Genomic DNA, 17575 nt, shown 5'->3' with positions numbered 1-17575 from the left:
TGTGGAGGCAGGCCCCGCAGCAGTCCCCCCAGTGCCTCACGCCGCGTCGATGGCCTCGGACAGGCGCTCCACCGCGATCACTTCCATGCCTTTCACCGATCCGCCCTTGGGCGCATTGGCCTTGGGCACGATGGCGCGCTTGAAGCCATGGGTGGCGGCCTCGCGCAGGCGGTCTTCGCCATTGGGCACCGGCCGGATCTCGCCGGACAGGCCCACCTCGCCGAACGCAATCGTCTTTTCCGCCAGCGGCCGGTCCTGCAGCGACGACAACACCGCCAGCAGCACCGGCAGATCGGCCGCGGTCTCCTGCACGCGGATGCCACCGACCACGTTGACGAACACGTCCTGGTCGCCGACCAGTACGCCGCCATGGCGATGCAGCACCGCCAGCAGCATGGCCAGGCGGTTCTGCTCCAGGCCGACCGCGACACGGCGCGGATTCGACAGCGGCGACGCATCGACCAGCGCCTGCACCTCCACCAGCAGCGGCCGGGTGCCCTCGCGGGTGACCATCACGCAGCTGCCCGGCTGATGGGTGCTGCCGCCGGACAGGAAGATCGCCGATGGATTGGAGACCTCCTTCAGGCCCTTGTCGCCCATCGCGAACACGCCCAGTTCGTTGACCGCACCGAAGCGGTTCTTGAACGCGCGCAGCAGGCGGAAGCGGCTGCCGCTCTCGCCCTCGAAATACAGCACTGCATCGACCATGTGCTCGAGCACGCGCGGGCCGGCGATGCCGCCCTCCTTGGTCACATGGCCGACCAGGAACACGGCCGTGCCGGTCTCCTTGGCAAACCGGACCAGCCGCGCCGCGCTCTCGCGCACCTGGCTGACCGAACCGGGCGCGGCGGTCAGGCTCTCGGTCCACAGAGTCTGCACGGAGTCGGCCACGATCAGCCGCGGGCCGGCCTTGGACGCATGCTGCAGGATCGATTCGACCCCGGTCTCGGCCAGTGCGTTGACCCCGTCCAGCGGCAGCTCCAGGCGGTGCGCGCGGCCGGCGACCTGCGCCAGCGATTCCTCGCCGGTGACGTACAGCACCGGCAGTTCGGCCGCCATCTTCGCCACCGCCTGCAGCAGCAGGGTCGACTTGCCGATGCCCGGATCGCCACCGACCAGCACCACCGCGCCCTCGACCAGGCCACCGCCCAGCACCCGGTCGAACTCGCCGATGCCGGTGGAGACCCGGCGATGCTCGGTCTGCTCCACGTCCTTCAGGGCGGTGATCTTCGGCGGGTCGATCTTGCCGGCCCAGCCGGCCCGGCGCGAAGCCGGCGCCTTGGCCGCCGCCGCGCTTTCCAGCACGATTTCCGACAGCGAGTTCCAGGCGTTGCACTCGGTGCACTGGCCCTGCCACTTGCTGAATTCGGCGCCGCATTCATTGCAGACGTAGGCGGTGCGGGCTTTTGCCATCGGATGATTTCCAGCAACGGGAACAGGCGTGGCAGGATAGCCGAGCCGGGTCGCAGGTGCTGCGACCACTCAAGTCCTGCCCACCTGCGCCGATAGGGGTCGCGGGCGTGCGCCTTGCGGGCGCCCCTCCCTCCCCCACTGGATTCATCATGACTGGCAGCTACAGTCAGAGCCTGGTCATCATCTCCCTGCTGGTGGCCATTCTTGCTTCGTACACGGCGCTGGACATGGCCGGGCGCCTGGCCACGGCCGAGGGTCGCGTGGCCCGCTGGTGGCTGGCCGGCGGCGCGGCGGCCATGGGCCTGGGCATCTGGTCGATGCACTTCATCGGCATGCTCGCCTTCGACCTGCCGATTCCGGTGGGTTACGACCTTGGCATCACCCTGTACTCGCTGGCGGTCTCGATCGGCGCCTCAGCCTATGCGCTGTGGCTGGTGTCGCGGCCCAGCCTGCCGTGGCGCCGGCTGCTGGCCGGGGCCGTGCTGATGGGCCTGGGCATCGCCACCATGCATTACCTGGGCATGGCGGCGATGCGCATGCAGCCCGGCATTGACTACCACCCGGGCTGGTTTGCCGCGTCCATCGCGGTGGCCATCGGTGCCGCCGGCGCCGCACTGTGGATCGCCTTCCGCCTGCGCGCCGAGCGGCGCAACACCCTGCTGCTGCGCGCGCTTGCTTCGCTGGTGATGGGCCTGGCCATCGTCGGCATGCATTACACCGGTATGGCGGCGGCGCGCTTCCCCGAAGGCAGCATCTGTGGCGCCGTCGGCAGTGGCGGCATCGACACGCGCTGGCTGGCGGTGCTGGTGATCGTCACCACCGTGGCCACGCTGGGCATCGCCCTGGTCGCCTCGCTGTTCGACCGGCAGATGCGCGTGCGCACCGGGCTGCTGGCCGATTCGCTGGCGCACGCCAACGACAAGCTGATCCAGGCCGCGCTGCACGACCCGTTGACCCAGCTGCCCAACCGCATGCTGCTGCAGGACCGCATCGAGCAGGCCATCGAGAAGGCGCGGCGCCGCAACCATGCAGTGGCGGTGATGTTCTGCGACCTGGACGGCTTCAAGGCGGTCAATGATGCGTACGGCCACCAGCTCGGCGACCGCCTGCTGGTGGCGGTGGCACAGCGCATCGGCGGCCAGCTGCGACCGCAGGATACGTTGGCCCGCCTCGGCGGCGATGAGTTCGTGATCGTGCTGGCCATCGACATTCCCGACGATGCGGTGGTGGTGGCCGAGCGCATCATCGCCGCGGCCGGCGAACCGTTCCTGCTGGATGCGGCCGAACTGCAGGTCAGCGCCAGCCTGGGCATTGCCCTGTACCCGGATGACGCCGGCAACGAGCGCGAGCTGATGGCCCACGCCGATGCGGCGATGTACCACACCAAGGAAACCGGGCGGAACGGCTACACCTTCTTCACCCCGTCGATGCAGCTCAGTGCCAACCGCCAGCTGCGCCTGCTGCAGGACCTGCGCAAGGCCATCGCCCGCGACGAACTGATCCTGCATTACCAGCCCAAGTTCCCTGCCGCCGGCGCACCGGCCACCGGGGCCGAAGCGCTGCTGCGCTGGCAGCACCCGGAGCTGGGACTGCTGGCGCCGGACGTGTTCATCCCCATTGCCGAGCGCAGCGGCCTGATCCTGCCGATCGGTGACTGGGTATTGGACCGCGCCTGTGCGCAGCTGCGGGCATGGCACCAGGCCGGGCATACGGAATGGACAATGGCGGTGAACCTCTCGCCGCTGCAGTTCGCCTCGCCGGCACTGCTGGACAGCGTGCGCGAGGTGCTGCACCGGCACCGGATCGAACCGGCGCGGCTGACCCTGGAGATCACCGAGACCACGGCGATGAAGGACGTCGATGCCAGCCTCGCGATTCTCAACGACCTGACCGCGATGGGCGTGCACATCGCCATCGATGATTTCGGCACCGGCTATTCCAGCCTGCTGTACCTCAAGCGCATGCCGGCCACCGAACTGAAGATCGACCGTGCGTTCGTGCACGACCTGGAGCGCAATGACGAGGACGCCGCCATCGTCTCGTCGATCATCGCGCTGGGCCGCACCCTGCAGCTGCAGGTGGTGGCCGAGGGCGTGGAGACGCAGGCGCAGCGCGAGTACCTGAGCGAACTGGGGTGTGACCAGTTGCAGGGTTACCACCTGGGCCGACCGATGGACGCCGAGGAATTCCTGCGCCGGGTGGGGTGAAGCGCCAGGTCCGGGGTCGGATCCCTTGCCGCAGGCAAGGGCTCTGACCCCATCCATGCATGGCGTGGATCTCCTGGTAGAGCCGGCCGCTGGCCGGCTTCGCGTAATTGCCGGCCAGCGGCCGGCACTACCACCCTGTGCCGGCCATGCCGGGTGGGATCTCTTGCACAGGCAAGGGCTCTGACCCCATCCACGCATGGCGTGGATCTCCTGGTGGAGCCGGCCGCTGGCCGGCTTCGCGTAATTGCCGGCCAGCGGCCGGCACTACCAGCCTGGTGGGTGCACGAAACGCGCAACCACAGCAAACAGAAAGGCCGCCCGAGGGCGGCCTTTCTGCGTGGCAACGTCGCGAGGACGTCAGTGCATCATGTGCACGTTCATGTTGTGCATGACCCACAGGGTGCCGATCACGATGATGCCGATCACCACAACGGTGAAGGCCGCAGCGTTGACGTTCCAGCGGCTTTCCGAAGAGCGGTCCAGATGCAGGAAGAACACCAGGTGGACCAGCATCTGCAGCACCGCGGTGACCGCTATCACCACACCGTTGACGGTGCGCGAGAAATCACCCGACATCACCATCCAGAACGGGATGACGGTCAGCACCACCGCCAGCACGAAGCCGATCAGGTACGACTTCACGCTGCCGTGGCTTTCGCCGCCGGTGCCGTGGTCGTGTGCGTGGTTGTCATGTGCCATTACAGCGCTCCATTGAGGTAGACGACGGAGAACACGCCGATCCAGATCAGGTCCAGGAAGTGCCAGAACAGGCTCAGGCACGCCATGCGGGTCTTGTTGGTCGGGGTCAGGCCGTACTTCTTCAGCTGCACGAACATCACCAGCAGCCACAGCAGGCCGGCGCTGACGTGCAGGCCGTGGGTGCCGACCAGGGCGAAGAACGCCGACAGGAAGGCACTGCGGTCCGGACCGTAGCCCTGATGGATCAGGTGCTGGAACTCATAGACTTCCATGCACATGAAGCCGAAGCCCAGCAGCCAGGTAACCGCCAGCCACAGGAACATCTGGCCAACCTGCTTGCGGTGCATGGCGATCATGCCCAGGCCGAAGGTCAGCGACGAGGTCAGCAGCAGCGCGGTTTCCCACGCCACGAACGGCAGTTCGAACAGGTCCTTCGCGGTCGGGCCACCATCGGTACCGCCTGCCAGCACCACGTAGGTGGCGAACAGCGAGGCGAAGATGAGGCAGTCGCTCATCAGGTACACCCAGAAACCGAAGACGGTGTTGCCGCCGGTGTCGTGGTGCTCGTGGTCGTCATGGCCATGGGCCGCCGCGTGCGCGGCGTGCCCGTGGCTCAGGGTCGAGGTATTGGTGCTCATGCCTTCAGCTCCGACTTCACCAGGCCCTGGGCTTCCAGGTGCTTGCGGTGTTCGTTCTCGATGCGTTCCACCTCGGCGGCCGGGACCCAGTAGTCCACGTCCTGGTCGAAGGTGCGGTAGATGAACGTGGCGATCATGCCGACGAAGCCGACGATGGCCAGCCACCAGATGTGCCAGATCATCGCGAAGCCGAACACCAGGCTGAAGGCACCGATGACAACGCCCGTGCCGGTGTTGCGCGGCATGTGGATGTCGGTGTACTTGGCCGGCTTCGGCCAGGCTTCACCGCGCTGCTTGCGCTCCCAGAAATCGTCCAGCTCGGTGACTTCCGGCAGCGTGCCGAAGTTGTAGAAGGCCGGCGGCGAAGAGGTTTCCCACTCCAGCGTACGGGCATCCCACGGGTCGCCGGTCAGGTCGACGGTCTTCTTGCGGTCGCGGATCGAGACGGCCACCTGGATGATCTGACACAGGATGCCGGCGCCAACGATGAAGGCACCTGCGGCGGCGATCAGCAGCAGCGGCTCATAGGCCGGGTTGACCGTGCTCTGCAGGCGACGGGTCATGCCCATGAAGCCCAGCACGTACATCGGCATGAAGGTCACGTAGAAGCCGATGAACCAGCACCAGAACGCGCACTTGCCCCAGAACTCATTGAGGCGGAAGCCGAACATCTTCGGCCACCAGTAGGTGATGCCGGCGAACATGCCGAACACCACGCCGCCGATGATGACGTTGTGGAAGTGGGCGATCAGGAACAGGCTGTTGTGCAGCACGAAGTCGATGGCCGGGATCGCCAGCATCACGCCGGTCATGCCGCCGATGACGAAGGTGACCATGAAGCCGATGGTCCACAGCACCGGGGTGGTGAAGTGCACGCGGCCGCGGAACATGGTGAACAGCCAGTTGAAGATCTTCACGCCGGTCGGGATCGAGATGATCATCGTCGTGATGCCGAAGAAGGCATTGACGTTGGCACCGGAGCCCATGGTGAAGAAGTGGTGCAGCCACACGATGAACGACAGCACGCCGATGCAGGCGGTGGCGTAGACCATGCCCTTGTAGCCGAACAGCGCCTTGCGCGAGAAGGTCGCGATGACTTCGGAGAACACACCGAACGCCGGCAGGACCAGGATGTACACCTCCGGGTGACCCCAGATCCAGATCAGGTTGATGTACAGCATGGCGTTGCCGCCACCGTCATTGGTGAAGAAGTGCGTACCCAGGTAACGGTCCAGGGTCAGCAGCACCAGGGTGATGGTCAGCACCGGGAAGGCAGCGACGATCAGCACGTTGGTCACCAGGGCGGTCCAGGTGAACACTGGCATCTGCATCAGCTTCATGCTGGGGGTACGCATCTTCAGGATGGTGATGAAGAAGTTGATACCGCTCAGCGTGGTACCCAGGCCTGCGACCTGTAGACCCCAGATGTAGTAGTCCATGCCGACGCTTGGACTGTATTCGATGCCCGACAGTGGCGGGAATGCCAGCCAGCCGGTGGCAGCGAACTCACCGATCCACAGCGACAGCATGATCAGCACCGCACCGGACACGAACAGCCAGAAGCTGAGCGAGTTGACGAACGGGAACGCGACGTCGCGCGCACCGATCTGCAGCGGCACGGCCAGGTTCATCAGGCCGGTGATCAGCGGCATCGCCACGAAGAAGATCATGATCACGCCGTGGGCGGTGAAGATCTGGTCGTAGTGGTGCGGCGGCAGGTAGCCCTCGGAGCCACCGACGGCGATGGCCTGCTGGGTACGCATCATGATGGCGTCGGAGAAACCGCGCAGCAGCATGACGAAGGCGACGATGAGGTACATCACGCCGATCTTCTTGTGATCCACCGAGGTGAACCACTCCTTCCACAGATAGCCCCACAGCTTGAACTTGGTGATCAGGGCGACGACGCCCAGGCCACCAAGAACCGCGCCGATCAACGTCGTCAGGACGATCGGATCGTGGGGGATCGACTCAAGAGAGAGTTTTCCCAACATGTTCATTCTCCCGAACCCGCGTGGCCGGCATGGCCTGCGTGTTCGTGTTCGTTGGCATCCAGGTTTTCACCCGATTCCTTGGAATCATGCGCATCACTGGGGGCATGGCCCTCGTGCGCTTCATGGGTGGCGGCATCGGCAGCGGCGGCACCGGCATGCGAGTGCTTCATGCCGTAATGCTTGTTGTCGCCCATGTGCTTGGCGATGACCCAGTCGAACAGGCCTTCTTCGGTCTTGCCGAAGTAGGTGACCGGATACCACTCGGCGTTGCGTGCTTCACCCAGCGCCTTGAACGAGGCCTTGTCCAGGGTCTGCTCACCGGCGCGGACCTGGTCCAGCCACTGGCGGTATTCGGCATCGGTGACCGAGTAGGCGGTGAAGTGCATCTTGGCGAAGCCCGCGCCGCTGTAGTGCGAGGACATGCCCGGGAATTCGCCGGTCTCGTTGGCGATCAGGTGGAGCTTGGTCTCCATCGCAGCCATCGAGTAGATCATGCTGCCCAGGTGCGGGATGAAGAACGCATTCATCACCGAATCGGACGTGATCTTGAAGTTCAGCGGCGTGTTGACCGGGAACTTGATTTCGTTGACGACCGCCACCTTCTCTTCCGGATAGATGAACAGCCACTTCCAGTCCAGCGAGATCGCCTCGATGGTGACCGGCTTGACGTCCGAATCCAGCGGACGATACGGGTCCAGTGCGTGCGACGAACGCCAGGTCAGGACCGCCAGCACCAGCACGATCATGCAGGGAATGGACCACACCACCACCTCGATCGCCGTCGAGTGGGACCACTTCGGCTCGTAACGGGCCTTGGTGTTGGAGGCGCGATACTTCCACGCGAACGTCAGGGTCATGATGATGACCGGGATGACGACCAGCAGCATGAGCACGGTGGCCGTGATCAGCAGGGTCTTCTCATCCTGGCCGATCTGGCCCTTCGGACTGAGGATGGCCACCGCATCGCAACCGGTGAGCATCACCAGCAACGACAGCAGCAGGCCCGGGCGCAACCAGCGCCCAAGGGTTTTCAACGGAATCATCGGTCGATCCAATTGCGAGGGAATGCCGTTCCCCGTCCCTGCCTGTTCCGGCCAAAAGCCGGTCCCACCGGTCCGGAAGACAGGCAGGGAGGTGGGGTCGAGTCAGCCTTTCAATTTTAGGCCGTCACCCACCATTTAAGAAAGGCATTGACATTGATCGAGCGCAGGAAAGGCCCGATTCTGGCTGCGACACGTTGTCGCACCGCGCAGGTGTGACGGGCCCATGACCCAGGACTGCGTGCCGGCCCCGCGCGCTCGTGGGGCCATTCGCCCTCGTTCGGCAAAGTCACCTGAACCGGTTCAGCGTACTGGCGGGTGCCTGGCGTGGGATGCTCTGCACAGGAGGAAGCCCCCGATGGACAAGATCGACTTCAAGAAGCGCGACCGGGCGCTCTATCAACCGCCCGCCGGCAGGTTCGTACCGGTCGATGTGCCGCCCCTGCCCTACGTGATGGTCGATGGTCGCGGCGACCCGAACACGGCCCCCGCCTACCTGCAGGCCGTGCAGTGGCTGTATTCGGTGAGCTATGCATTGAAGTTCGCGCTGAAGGCCGAAGGGCGCGACTACGTGGTGCCACCGCTGGAGGCGCTGTGGAGCGCCGAGGATCCGGCCAGCTTCATCGCGCGACGCAAGGATGAGTGGGCCTGGACCGTAATGATCCGCACGCCTGAGGATATCCGGCCTGCGCAGTGGCAAGCGGTGATCAGCAAGGCGCGCGCGAAGCTGGGGGATGCGCCACCCAGCCTCCGCCATGAAATCCTTGCCGAGGGCCCTAGCCTGCAGACCTTGCACGTGGGCGCCTACGACGACGAAGGCCCCGTCCTGGCGCATCTGCATGAGGAAGTGATGCCCGCACTGGGTTACACCTTCGCCGGCCCCCATCATGAGATCTACCTGAGCGACCCGCGCAGGACCGACGCGGCGCGGTTGAAAACCGTGCTGCGGCAGCCGGTGCGGCCGATCAAGCCTGATGAGGATTCCGGCACATGACACAAGGAATGCCATGCACCTGATCAACCGACTGCTGCACTGGACCACCCTGCCCGCCGGGCGCCGCCTGATGGCCGTGCTGGGTGCCGCGCTGGTGATCGTGCTGGCCTGCAATCCGGATCTGCTGCCGTTGTTGCCGGTGGTGGATGCGCTGGGCCTGGACGTACTGATGCTGTTGCTGGGTGCGCAGGTGGTGGCGGTCCTGCCTTGGGTGCGGGAGCGGGCCGCGCGTGGGATCAGGGTGCTCGCACACCTGCTGACCGGTGCATCGGCGGGAGCAGCGGGTGGTTATCTCCGGCAGCTCGCGTGGTGGCTGGCACGGGATGCGGGGATGACGAGACGTTGCTGAAGGCTTGCAGCCTTCAGTGAGGTCACCATCCTATGATAACCGGCGGGCGCAAACAAAAAGCCCCGACCAAAGGCCGGGGCTTTTCACTACAACTGGTGCCGGAAACAGGAGTCGAACCTGCGACCTACGCATTACGAATGCGCCGCTCTACCAACTGAGCTATTCCGGCCTAGCTGGACATTGTAGGACTACAAGCAACATGCGGTCAATGGCTGCGCATCTACCCTCTTCATGGGCCAACAAGCCGCTACCAGCTACTGATAGTGGCTTTCACGGATGACCTTGGAACATCGCTGGTCGAGATCAACATGAAATGACTTCAGTCCACCTTCTGGCAGCAGAACCCTGTCATGGACGTGCTGGACTGAGAAGCCAATATCTGCGGTGCCGGAAGACTCCTCCGCAATGCGATACATCTCCCGTTTCCATCCCCTCGTCTCTTGGACGTAAGTCTCGATTGTCGTCACGCATCTTTCTAGCCCTTCCAACCCCTTCTCACCTCGGGGCTCCTTCGCTGCACAGCCGCCTGCCATCAGCAATGAAAACAGCAGCCCCACTTTCAAGATGACTGAGCGTTTCATCTGCGTCCCTCCATGATAGGTACGAACTCATAACCCTCATGACTTCTAATCATCCCAGGCACTCCCATTTCTTCAAGGAACTGATAGTCATACCCGTTAGCTGCAGGGCGATAACCCTCTTCCCGAGTATTCGGGTGAGTATGGAAGAATCCTATAACTCGGCAACCACACTGAAACTCTGAAGGCTTGAAAAGCACATCCTGCCCCATTTGAGCACGAGTACCAGGTTGAGCACGAATCAATTGAGGGGCGCCAACCAGGTTCGGAGCCACGATCCACCCTCCTTGTTCCCGCTTCAGCGATCCAGGTTGCCCCCACAATACAGTTGGCGCATCGGGGTTGGAGTCCTGCCAAGCTCGCTCCATCTGCCGCTTCAGCCCAGGATCTCTCGTCCAAGCAGGATCAGTCGATTGCGGAGAGCGACCGTAACTTGGTGACGCCGAAGTTGACTGCCTGCTTCCCACTGCCCCCGTGCCCATCGTTCCTCGACCTGCAGAAGAACCACCGTATGCCCCCTGCTCCAACTGGCAGTCAGTGTCTTTGCCACATGCTCGCCGGCCATCGGGATCAAAGTAGCGATATGGGTTCGAATTGGCATACCTGTAGCGTCCGAATGCTCCCACCGAATCGCTTTGGGGCGACACCGGATCCACACTAAGGAACACACCAAGGATTGGATCCATATACCGCTGCTGCATGTAACTCAAGCCCGTCGAAGCATCACTCACGTGCCCTGCATAGCCAGGCCCATCAGCAACGGACCCACCAACCACGGCGCCATAGGGCTCATAGGTGGTACGCCGGATAACGCTGCCAGCCGCGTCAGTCTCAGCGACCGGTGACCCTAACGCATCGGTATGGATATAGGTAATCGTCTCCGCAGCAGCCTGATTGAACAGTCCACCCAGAATCAGCGCGGCCCCACCTACGGTTCGACTCACCAGCATCTTCATTCCTGCGTTCATCGCGCCCACCTCAGTTCGACCAGGCCGAGCACGCCTGCGCGTTGCAGGCACGCACCTTGTAACCACCCTGGCAGCGCGTATCGAGGTCGTAGCCGATGCCTTCTGCCCTATAGGTCGCGCCGCCGCTGCTTGAACGCATGTTGTAGTAGGTGGCACCCGGCGACGCATTCCAGATGACCGAGCAGATGTTGGGGCCGCTCTTTACGATCCTCACACCCGTAGGTACGGCCGGCGCACTGGAAATCGCAACCAGGCCAGCAGCAGAACTGGGGCTGCAGCCTGCGGGATTGCAAGCACGACCACGGTAGTAGAAGTTGCCTCCGCCGCCCTTGCTGAGGGAAACGGCTCGATCCCCCGCAATCAGCGACCAGTTGGCGCCGTCAGTACTTTCGTCGATTTCATAGCGCGTCGCGTCCGCCACTTCCAGCAGGGAGATCGAGTAAGCCGCGCCGATTCCCACCCCATCCGGCACGCGCAGAACCGGGGTCGCCGGAGGACCAATCACGCGCACGCCCGCTACCGCGGACCACGGTCCGCAACCGGCGACATTGCAGCCACGCACCTGGTAGTCCCACTGTCCCGGCCAGCGGCCGCCTCGGGCCACGGCGGTCGCACCGTCTTCCTGGGCGAGTCCGAAGCCACCCCCATTGAGCTGCTCCATCAGCTGATAGCTCGTCGCTGCGGGGATTGCGCCCCACCACATGCTCACGGTTGAACTGTAGCTCACGCCACCGAGATTGATCGCCGTGGCTTGGACCGGTGGCAATGTCACGACGATACTGCCTACGGCGCTTGACGCACTGCACCCGGCGTCATTGCATGCAAAGGCACGATAGGCGTAACTGCCGGCGATTCGTCCGCTGATGGCCAGTTGATTCCCACTGATCCGGTTGATCTCAGTCCATGCTGCTCCGTTGAATTGTTCTTCAATGCGATAGCTGCTGGCCTGTGCCACGCTCGAAACAGAGACGGCGTAGCTGCCGTTGTAGCTCGCAGCAGGTACCGACAGTGCGGGTACGGATGGGGCATACAGCGCGGTAATCGCCGCTTCGGCCGAGTAGACGCCGCAGCCCTGTGGATTGCATGCTTTGACCCGATAGCGATAGGTGCCTGCCGGTTTGCTGGTCACTTGATAGGTGCGGCCAGCACCATCAAAGACCACGCTCCATCCGCCACCCACGGCCTCTTCAAGCACAAAGCGGGCGGCACCCTGTACCGCTGACCAGCTCAGGAAATAGGTTCCGTTGATACCTTGCGCCGGTGCAGTGATCACCGGCGCAGCGGTGGGAGCAAGCTCCACCTGGATGGAGGCTTCCACACCCCAAGCACCGCAGACAGTGCCATTGCAGGCACGGCCACGATAGCGATAGACGCCGGAGCTTCGCCCGGCCAGCGAAACGTTCAGCGCAGGCCCTTGATAGACAGCCTGCCAGTCACCGCCACCCGACTCCTGCACCTCGTAACGCTGCGCACCGGCAACGGCTGTCCACTGCACCGCAAACGCACCGTCCGCGCTGTAACCCGGAACCGTTACGACCAGTGCTGCAGGCGCGATATCCACGGCACGCTTGGCAACAAGGCTGCCGTTGAGCTGGATATAGTCAAAGCCCTTCGCCTGGCGCTGATCGTGCTGATAGCGCAGCACGCCATCCTGCCCATAGAGGGAACGAATGTTGCCATTGGGCGCACTGGCCAGGGTGCGGCGTCCATGCGCGTCGTACTGATAGGCCTCCTTGCCATCGACCTCGCGCAGGCGATTGCCGTAGTCGAACCGGAACGCCACGCCATTGCGGATCTTCAGGTTACCCTGGCTGTCATAGCCAAGCCCGGTCACGGTCGCACCACTGCCGACATCCCGCACGTTCGTCAACCGATTGTTGAAGTCGTACTCAAAGGACTGCCGCCGTGCACCAACGCTGGCGGTGACGATATTGTCCAGAACGTTGTACGCATAGCTTGCGTTTCCGAAGCTGGCCGCCGTCACCGTGGTCAGACGATCCAGGCCGTCGTAACGCATGTCGCGGTTTCCAGGGGCTGCCGGCAGGCCGTCACTGATGGCCGCCACATTGCCATTGGCATCGTAGTCGTAGCCGTCATCGATGACCTTGCCACCTGCACCACTGTCGGTGCTGCGATCGGGCAGGCCGCGCGCGTTCTGCGTCATCTGATGCACGACGCCGTTGCCATAGGTGAAGCCGCTCATGCCGCCGTTCGCGTAATAGCGCACGTTGGTGGCGAAGGCTCCGGCTCGCGTCGGCTGCCCCAGCGCATTCGGGCCGTAGTCGATCGTCAGGCCGGACGGCTGCACATGGGTTGCCAAGGCGCCGTTTGCATCGTAGCCATAGCCCAGCGCCCAGGCCTCGCCACCGTCGTAGGCCACGCTCTCGGACGTGGGCAGTCCACGCAGATTGTAGGTGTAGTCGTTAGTGGTGACGGCGCCGTTGTTGCGCGTCTGCACACGCTTGACTTTCCCGCCCGGCCAATAACTCCAGTCCTGATCACCCTGGCCATCAGAGAAACGCAGGGTCAGCAAGCGATTCATGCTGTCGTAGCTGCGGTCAGCCCGCGAAGGCGACGCATAGGCAGCGTCGCTGTCGCACTGAGGGCCCAGCAACGTCAGGCCCGAGGCAGACCAGAGCAGATTGCCTGCAGCGTCATAGCCCATGCCGGTCGCACCGGTCTCAGGCTCCATGCTCTTGCACAGCCGCTGGGCGCCGTCATAGACGTACTGGCGCCGTACACTGACGCTGCCATCGTAGTTGCGCCTCAGGATCGACAGCGGTTTGCCCAGCGTGTCGCGCTGAATCTCCGTCACTACCCCTTCCGCGTGGAGAATCCGGATGGGCGTGTCCTGGCTGGGCTTGCCGTACATCAAGTAGTCGGTGGTGGTGGCAATGCCGCGCGGATTGGTCACCCTTACGCTGCCTCCGCCGATCTGCTCGGTGGTCGTGACAAGCCGGCCCAGTTCGCTGTCCTGCTCGCTGCGATTGGGGCGCCCGAGCGCGTCATAGCCGGTATGGGTGCCGGGCAGCGCCGAGCGGAAGTCGGACGCCGCGCGCGTCGGATAGGAGGTAAAAACCAGGCGCCCATTGCTGTCATAACGGGTCACCGTCTGGCGCAATGTACCGCCACGGTCCGCAGCGTCGAACGACTCTTCCAATACTGGGCGCCACAACCCATCGTAGTACGTCACCGCGCGTGCGTTGCCGGTACTGGACTCGCGCTTCCAATGTCCCGCTTCCAGCCCGATCTCCGCTCCCGCCACCTGGAAGAATCGCGTTGTAGAAGGATTCCAGGCCACGCTGTCATTGGCGGCCTGGGTCGCCAGTACGATTCGGCCCATCCCGTCGTAGTCGAAGCTTCGGCTGGCACCATTGGGCTCCACCGCTGCGCGCACCCAGCCATTGTCATCGACCTGCAGCGAGGCACTGCTGCCGTCCGGGTACGCGACACTCTGCGGCAGGCCACGCTTCCAGCTGCCAAGCGCAATGGCATTGCCCTTGCCATCGGCCACGGAGGCGAGCGTGCCATCGGCGTGATAGCCCAGCGTCTGCTGCAACGCGCCGAAGGCGTAGGTACGTTGCGGGCGCGCCATCGAGTCGAACTCGGTGCGTTCGGTCTCAATCTCAACGCCGCCAACGCTCTGTGTGCTGCGCGCGACTTGGCTGAGTATCCAACGACCCGTGTCGTCGAAGTAGGTGGTTCTCAGCGTTCGCGCGCGCCCCAACGAGTTACTCTCGGTCTGCACCACCGGCCGCACATGCGCATCGAACTGATCGGTCGTATTGACGAAGTTGACGCCATCCTGGCTGAGCACAGATTGCTTCAGGGGACGAATCTTGACGGCGAAGGGATCATCGGCCGCGGTCATCGAACCGTAGCTGTCCGGGAACGGTCCGGCCTGGACCTCGTCCGAACTCATATAGGTATTGGTGATGACCTGGACGATCTGACCGTCCGGCGCACGCACCGCCTCCTGCAGCAACTGCCCCTCGTTCTCGTCGAGTTTTCGTCCGAACACACTGTGACGGCGCGTACCATCTGGCTCCACAATCGTCGACACTGCGGAGTTGGCCAGGCCCGAGTCATATCCGCCCGACTCGTACGTCCAGGTCAAACTGCCCAACCCGGGCCCCGTCAGCGTCTTGCTGGTGATCGCGAAGAGGTCGAACGCATTGGAGGCGCGTTGCGCGTAGCGCCCACCGCCCATGTCTGCGCAAGCGGTACTTTTTACACCCAGCCGGGTGCGGCGCAGGTACTTGAACTCAAACTGTCCACGCGTTCCTGATGGATGGGTCGCGATCAGGGTGAATCCAGACTGCTCGAACGTGGGCTTGATGCAGAGCTTCGGTTCACCATCCCAGCTCTGATACTCCGGGTTCAGGCCCCCGAATCCGCCGTCCTGCCAGCTGTACTCATAGCCGAAGCGAGCACCATCCGGCTGCTGCACGGCACGCAGCGCAGGCCAGCGTGCGAATCCCATTGCACCGGAGCCCTCGTTGTACTCATAGCTCCAGGTACGGCCATTGGCTGTTGCACTTGCAATACGGTCCCCGGCATAGGCAATGGAGATGGCGCGACCATCACTGCCGCGAATGCCAACCAGCTTGTCGCCCGAATAGTCATAGGCTACCCAGTTGCCGTGGCGATCTTCGACCCGACTGGCCATCAGCAGAACACGCACCAGTTTTGAACCTACGCCCTGGCCGAGATCCATGAAACCGGCTGTTCGTTCAATACCCACATTGAAGAAGTAGCGATTCCCCGATGCATCCACGCCCAGGAATCCCTCACCGGGATAGCCATTGGCCGTCGAGCCCAGGCAACTGAGGCGCATGTTGCCCCGAGTACCCCAGCGATAGGTTTCACCGTTGGTGGGTTTAGGGTTGGAGGCGTTGGCGATCAGCAGCATCTCCTGCTCGCCCTGGTCGGGGACACGCACCTGCACGCCGGTCCATATCTCGAAGGTGCCCACGCCGGTACGCGTCTTGGGGTAGAAGGTCTGCGAGCAACGCTGGGTGGCGCCATTACCCGACTCGTTCCACTTCCAGATGGAGTCGAAGGTGGCGTGCATGTAGGGGACTTCGATGTCCCAGCTGCCGAATCCCCCCAACGGCTGCCGGTCCTTGAAGGACTGCACAGCGAGACGACGCTGCAATCGCACCGGCAGCGCGTTGTTGCCTGGCAAGTCGATGTCGGTAACGACAAATTCGGTCGACCCCGAGCTGGGGCTGATGCTATCCCCGAACAGGCTCGAGGTCAGCGGTGCCAGCCCCTCGCTGTTCTTGATCTTTTTGTAGTACTCGGTATGCGGGGTGACCGGGCTACTCGCCCAGGTCCACCCGGATGACACGACCAATGCCGCGCCCAACAACGCCTGCCACTGCCAGATACGCATGGAACATCCCTTTGTCCAATTGCGTCGGCAATCACCAGACGATCGGTAATCCACCGACGTGTGCTGGCGTCATGTTCCGGCCAGAAAGCAGCTGCGCCGTCCCTTGCGCCCCCTGTACTTCAAGGGAGGACAAGCCCCCCTTCACGACAGCTTCATATGATATTCACCCAAAGTAAATACCCCAGGTGGGGACTGGGTGAGGCCCACTTCCGCAGCGTGTCTACGCTCCCACCCGGTTCGCACACACCCGCCCCTCCGCAAAATCGCGCAGGTTCCCCAACGTGATCGCCGAGATCTCCTGCAGCGCCTCCACGGTGAAGAAGCCCTGGTGGCCGGTCACCAGCACGTTGGGGAAGGTCATCAGGCGTTGGAAGGCCTCGTCGTCGATGATCTCGCCGGAAAGGTCCTGGAAGAACAGCGCGCTTTCCTGCTCGTAGACGTCGATGGCCAGATGACCCAGCCGCCGCGATTTCAGCGCGCGGATCACCGCATGGGTATCCACCAGCGCGCCGCGCGAGGTGTTGACCAGCATCGCGCCGGTCTTCATCCGCGCCAGCGAGGCGTCGTTGATCAGGTGCTGGGTATCGGGCGTCAGCGGGCAATGCAGCGATACGATGTCGGCCCGCGCCAGCAGTTCATCCAGACCAACCCTGTCGCCCACGCCGGCGAAGGCCGGCGACGGATACGGATCATGCCCCAGCACGGTGCAGCCCATGCCCTTGAAGATGCGCGCGGTGGCCAGGCCGATCTTGCCGGTGCCGACGATGCCGACCGTGCGCCCATGCAGGGTGCGCCCGAGCAGGCCATCGAGCATGAAGTTGCCCTCGCGCACGCGGTTGTAGGCGCGATGGGTCTGCCGGTTGAGCGTCATCACCAGCGCCAGCGCGTGCTCGGCCACGGCTTCGGGGGAATAGGCCGGCACCCGTGCGACGAACAGGTCCAGCGCTTTCGCGGCGGCCAGGTCCACATTGTTGAAGCCGGCACAGCGCAGCAGTACGGCGCGTACGCCCAGCGCATGCAGCGCGTGCAGTACCGGCGCGTCGAGGCGGTCATTGACGAACACGCAGACGGCGGCGCAGTCCTGTGCCAACGCAGCGGTATGCACGTCCAGCGCGGCATCGAAATACACGAATGCAAAGCCCTGCCCGGCCGCATCGCGCTGGTTGGCCTCGTCGAGGAAACGACGATCGTAGGGGCGGGCACTGAAGACGGCGATCTGCATGACGGGGCCTGGCGGGAGTTCCCTGCCGACCATACCGCAGCACCTGCCCTGATGGGATGGCCCCGGCGATACGCA

At 63.7% G+C, this 17575-nt stretch carries 12 protein-coding genes and 1 tRNA gene; 3 read left to right on the top strand and 10 right to left on the bottom strand.

Annotated features, from left to right (window positions below; translation table 11 throughout):
• Window positions 1-36 precede the first annotated feature (36 nt).
• The gene (gene radA / locus AC5P7F_RS08290) at window positions 37-1413 is read right to left on the bottom strand and encodes a DNA repair protein RadA (protein ID WP_014646395.1); all 1377 of its coding nucleotides are present in this window, start codon (window positions 1411-1413) and stop codon (window positions 37-39) included.
• A 149-nt stretch (window positions 1414-1562) separates the two neighbouring features.
• Between radA and AC5P7F_RS08285 the strand changes: the two genes are divergently transcribed.
• Window positions 1563-3620 (top strand): putative bifunctional diguanylate cyclase/phosphodiesterase, encoded by a 2058-nt coding sequence (locus tag AC5P7F_RS08285; protein WP_049404407.1) that lies wholly within the window; start codon window positions 1563-1565, stop codon window positions 3618-3620.
• 357 nt (window positions 3621-3977) lie between these two features.
• On the opposite strand, the gene cyoD is transcribed toward AC5P7F_RS08285, so the two are convergent.
• From cyoD to cyoA, 4 genes are read right to left on the bottom strand one after another with little or no spacing between them, the layout of a single operon-like run.
• Window positions 3978-4319, bottom strand: coding sequence for a cytochrome o ubiquinol oxidase subunit IV (cyoD, locus tag AC5P7F_RS08280; protein WP_005415725.1), 342 nt, complete (start codon window positions 4317-4319; stop codon window positions 3978-3980).
• Complete coding sequence (cyoC, locus tag AC5P7F_RS08275; protein WP_014646393.1) at window positions 4319-4957, bottom strand: cytochrome o ubiquinol oxidase subunit III; 639 nt, start codon at window positions 4955-4957, stop codon at window positions 4319-4321. Before cyoC ends, cyoD begins: the two co-directional genes overlap by 1 nt.
• A complete protein-coding gene (cyoB, locus tag AC5P7F_RS08270; protein WP_032956371.1) occupies window positions 4954-6951 on the bottom strand; it encodes a cytochrome o ubiquinol oxidase subunit I in 1998 nt (665 codons plus the stop codon). The genes cyoC and cyoB overlap by 4 nt, the downstream gene beginning before the upstream one ends.
• Before the next feature lie 2 nt (window positions 6952-6953).
• Window positions 6954-7994, bottom strand: coding sequence for a ubiquinol oxidase subunit II (gene cyoA, locus AC5P7F_RS08265; RefSeq protein ID WP_014646391.1), 1041 nt, complete (start codon window positions 7992-7994; stop codon window positions 6954-6956).
• Between the two features lie 355 nt (window positions 7995-8349).
• Here cyoA and AC5P7F_RS08260 point away from each other — a divergent pair, with 355 nt between their 5' ends.
• Window positions 8350-8985, top strand: a complete 636-nt coding sequence (locus AC5P7F_RS08260; RefSeq protein WP_164077117.1) for a GyrI-like domain-containing protein — start codon at window positions 8350-8352, stop codon at window positions 8983-8985.
• 13 nt (window positions 8986-8998) lie between these two features.
• Window positions 8999-9334, top strand: a complete 336-nt coding sequence (locus AC5P7F_RS08255) for a hypothetical protein (protein WP_164077118.1) — start codon at window positions 8999-9001, stop codon at window positions 9332-9334.
• A 93-nt stretch (window positions 9335-9427) separates the two neighbouring features.
• Here AC5P7F_RS08255 and AC5P7F_RS08250 read toward each other — a convergent pair.
• The 5 genes from AC5P7F_RS08250 to AC5P7F_RS08230 all read right to left on the bottom strand — a co-directional run bounded on the left by AC5P7F_RS08250 (window position 9428) and on the right by AC5P7F_RS08230 (window position 17500).
• Window positions 9428-9503, bottom strand: a tRNA-Thr gene (locus AC5P7F_RS08250).
• Window positions 9504-9588: 85 nt separating this feature from the next.
• A complete protein-coding gene (locus AC5P7F_RS08245) occupies window positions 9589-9915 on the bottom strand; it encodes a hypothetical protein (protein ID WP_041863164.1) in 327 nt (108 codons plus the stop codon).
• On the bottom strand, window positions 9912-10862 hold the full coding sequence (locus tag AC5P7F_RS08240) for an RHS repeat domain-containing protein (protein WP_227863666.1): 951 nt from the start codon (window positions 10860-10862) through the stop codon (window positions 9912-9914). Before AC5P7F_RS08240 ends, AC5P7F_RS08245 begins: the two co-directional genes overlap by 4 nt.
• Before the next feature lie 28 nt (window positions 10863-10890).
• On the bottom strand, window positions 10891-16278 hold the full coding sequence (locus AC5P7F_RS08235) for an RHS repeat domain-containing protein (RefSeq protein WP_142234421.1): 5388 nt from the start codon (window positions 16276-16278) through the stop codon (window positions 10891-10893).
• 220 nt (window positions 16279-16498) lie between these two features.
• The gene (locus AC5P7F_RS08230; protein ID WP_049404415.1) at window positions 16499-17500 is read right to left on the bottom strand and encodes a 2-hydroxyacid dehydrogenase; all 1002 of its coding nucleotides are present in this window, start codon (window positions 17498-17500) and stop codon (window positions 16499-16501) included.
• Window positions 17501-17575: the final 75 nt, after the last annotated feature.

It is taken from the genome of Stenotrophomonas sp. YJH_SMC_105-26 (genome assembly GCF_059368915.1).
This window is presented reverse-complemented; position numbering and strand designations above follow the sequence as displayed.

Bases quoted from the DNA above. Each gene is read 5' to 3' on its own strand.
- radA (WP_014646395.1), bottom strand. From the start codon at position 1,413: ATGGCAAAAGCCCGCACCGCCTACGTCTGCAATGAATGCGGCGCCGAA.
- AC5P7F_RS08285 (WP_049404407.1), top strand. From the start codon at position 1,563: ATGACTGGCAGCTACAGTCAGAGCCTGGTCATCATCTCCCTGCTGGTG.
- cyoD (WP_005415725.1), bottom strand. From the start codon at position 4,319: ATGGCACATGACAACCACGCACACGACCACGGCACCGGCGGCGAAAGC.
- cyoC (WP_014646393.1), bottom strand. From the start codon at position 4,957: ATGAGCACCAATACCTCGACCCTGAGCCACGGGCACGCCGCGCACGCG.
- cyoB (WP_032956371.1), bottom strand. From the start codon at position 6,951: ATGTTGGGAAAACTCTCTCTTGAGTCGATCCCCCACGATCCGATCGTC.
- cyoA (WP_014646391.1), bottom strand. From the start codon at position 7,994: ATGATTCCGTTGAAAACCCTTGGGCGCTGGTTGCGCCCGGGCCTGCTG.
- AC5P7F_RS08260 (WP_164077117.1), top strand. From the start codon at position 8,350: ATGGACAAGATCGACTTCAAGAAGCGCGACCGGGCGCTCTATCAACCG.
- AC5P7F_RS08255 (WP_164077118.1), top strand. From the start codon at position 8,999: ATGCACCTGATCAACCGACTGCTGCACTGGACCACCCTGCCCGCCGGG.
- AC5P7F_RS08245 (WP_041863164.1), bottom strand. From the start codon at position 9,915: ATGAAACGCTCAGTCATCTTGAAAGTGGGGCTGCTGTTTTCATTGCTG.
- AC5P7F_RS08240 (WP_227863666.1), bottom strand. From the start codon at position 10,862: ATGCTGGTGAGTCGAACCGTAGGTGGGGCCGCGCTGATTCTGGGTGGA.
- AC5P7F_RS08235 (WP_142234421.1), bottom strand. From the start codon at position 16,278: ATGCGTATCTGGCAGTGGCAGGCGTTGTTGGGCGCGGCATTGGTCGTG.
- AC5P7F_RS08230 (WP_049404415.1), bottom strand. From the start codon at position 17,500: ATGCAGATCGCCGTCTTCAGTGCCCGCCCCTACGATCGTCGTTTCCTC.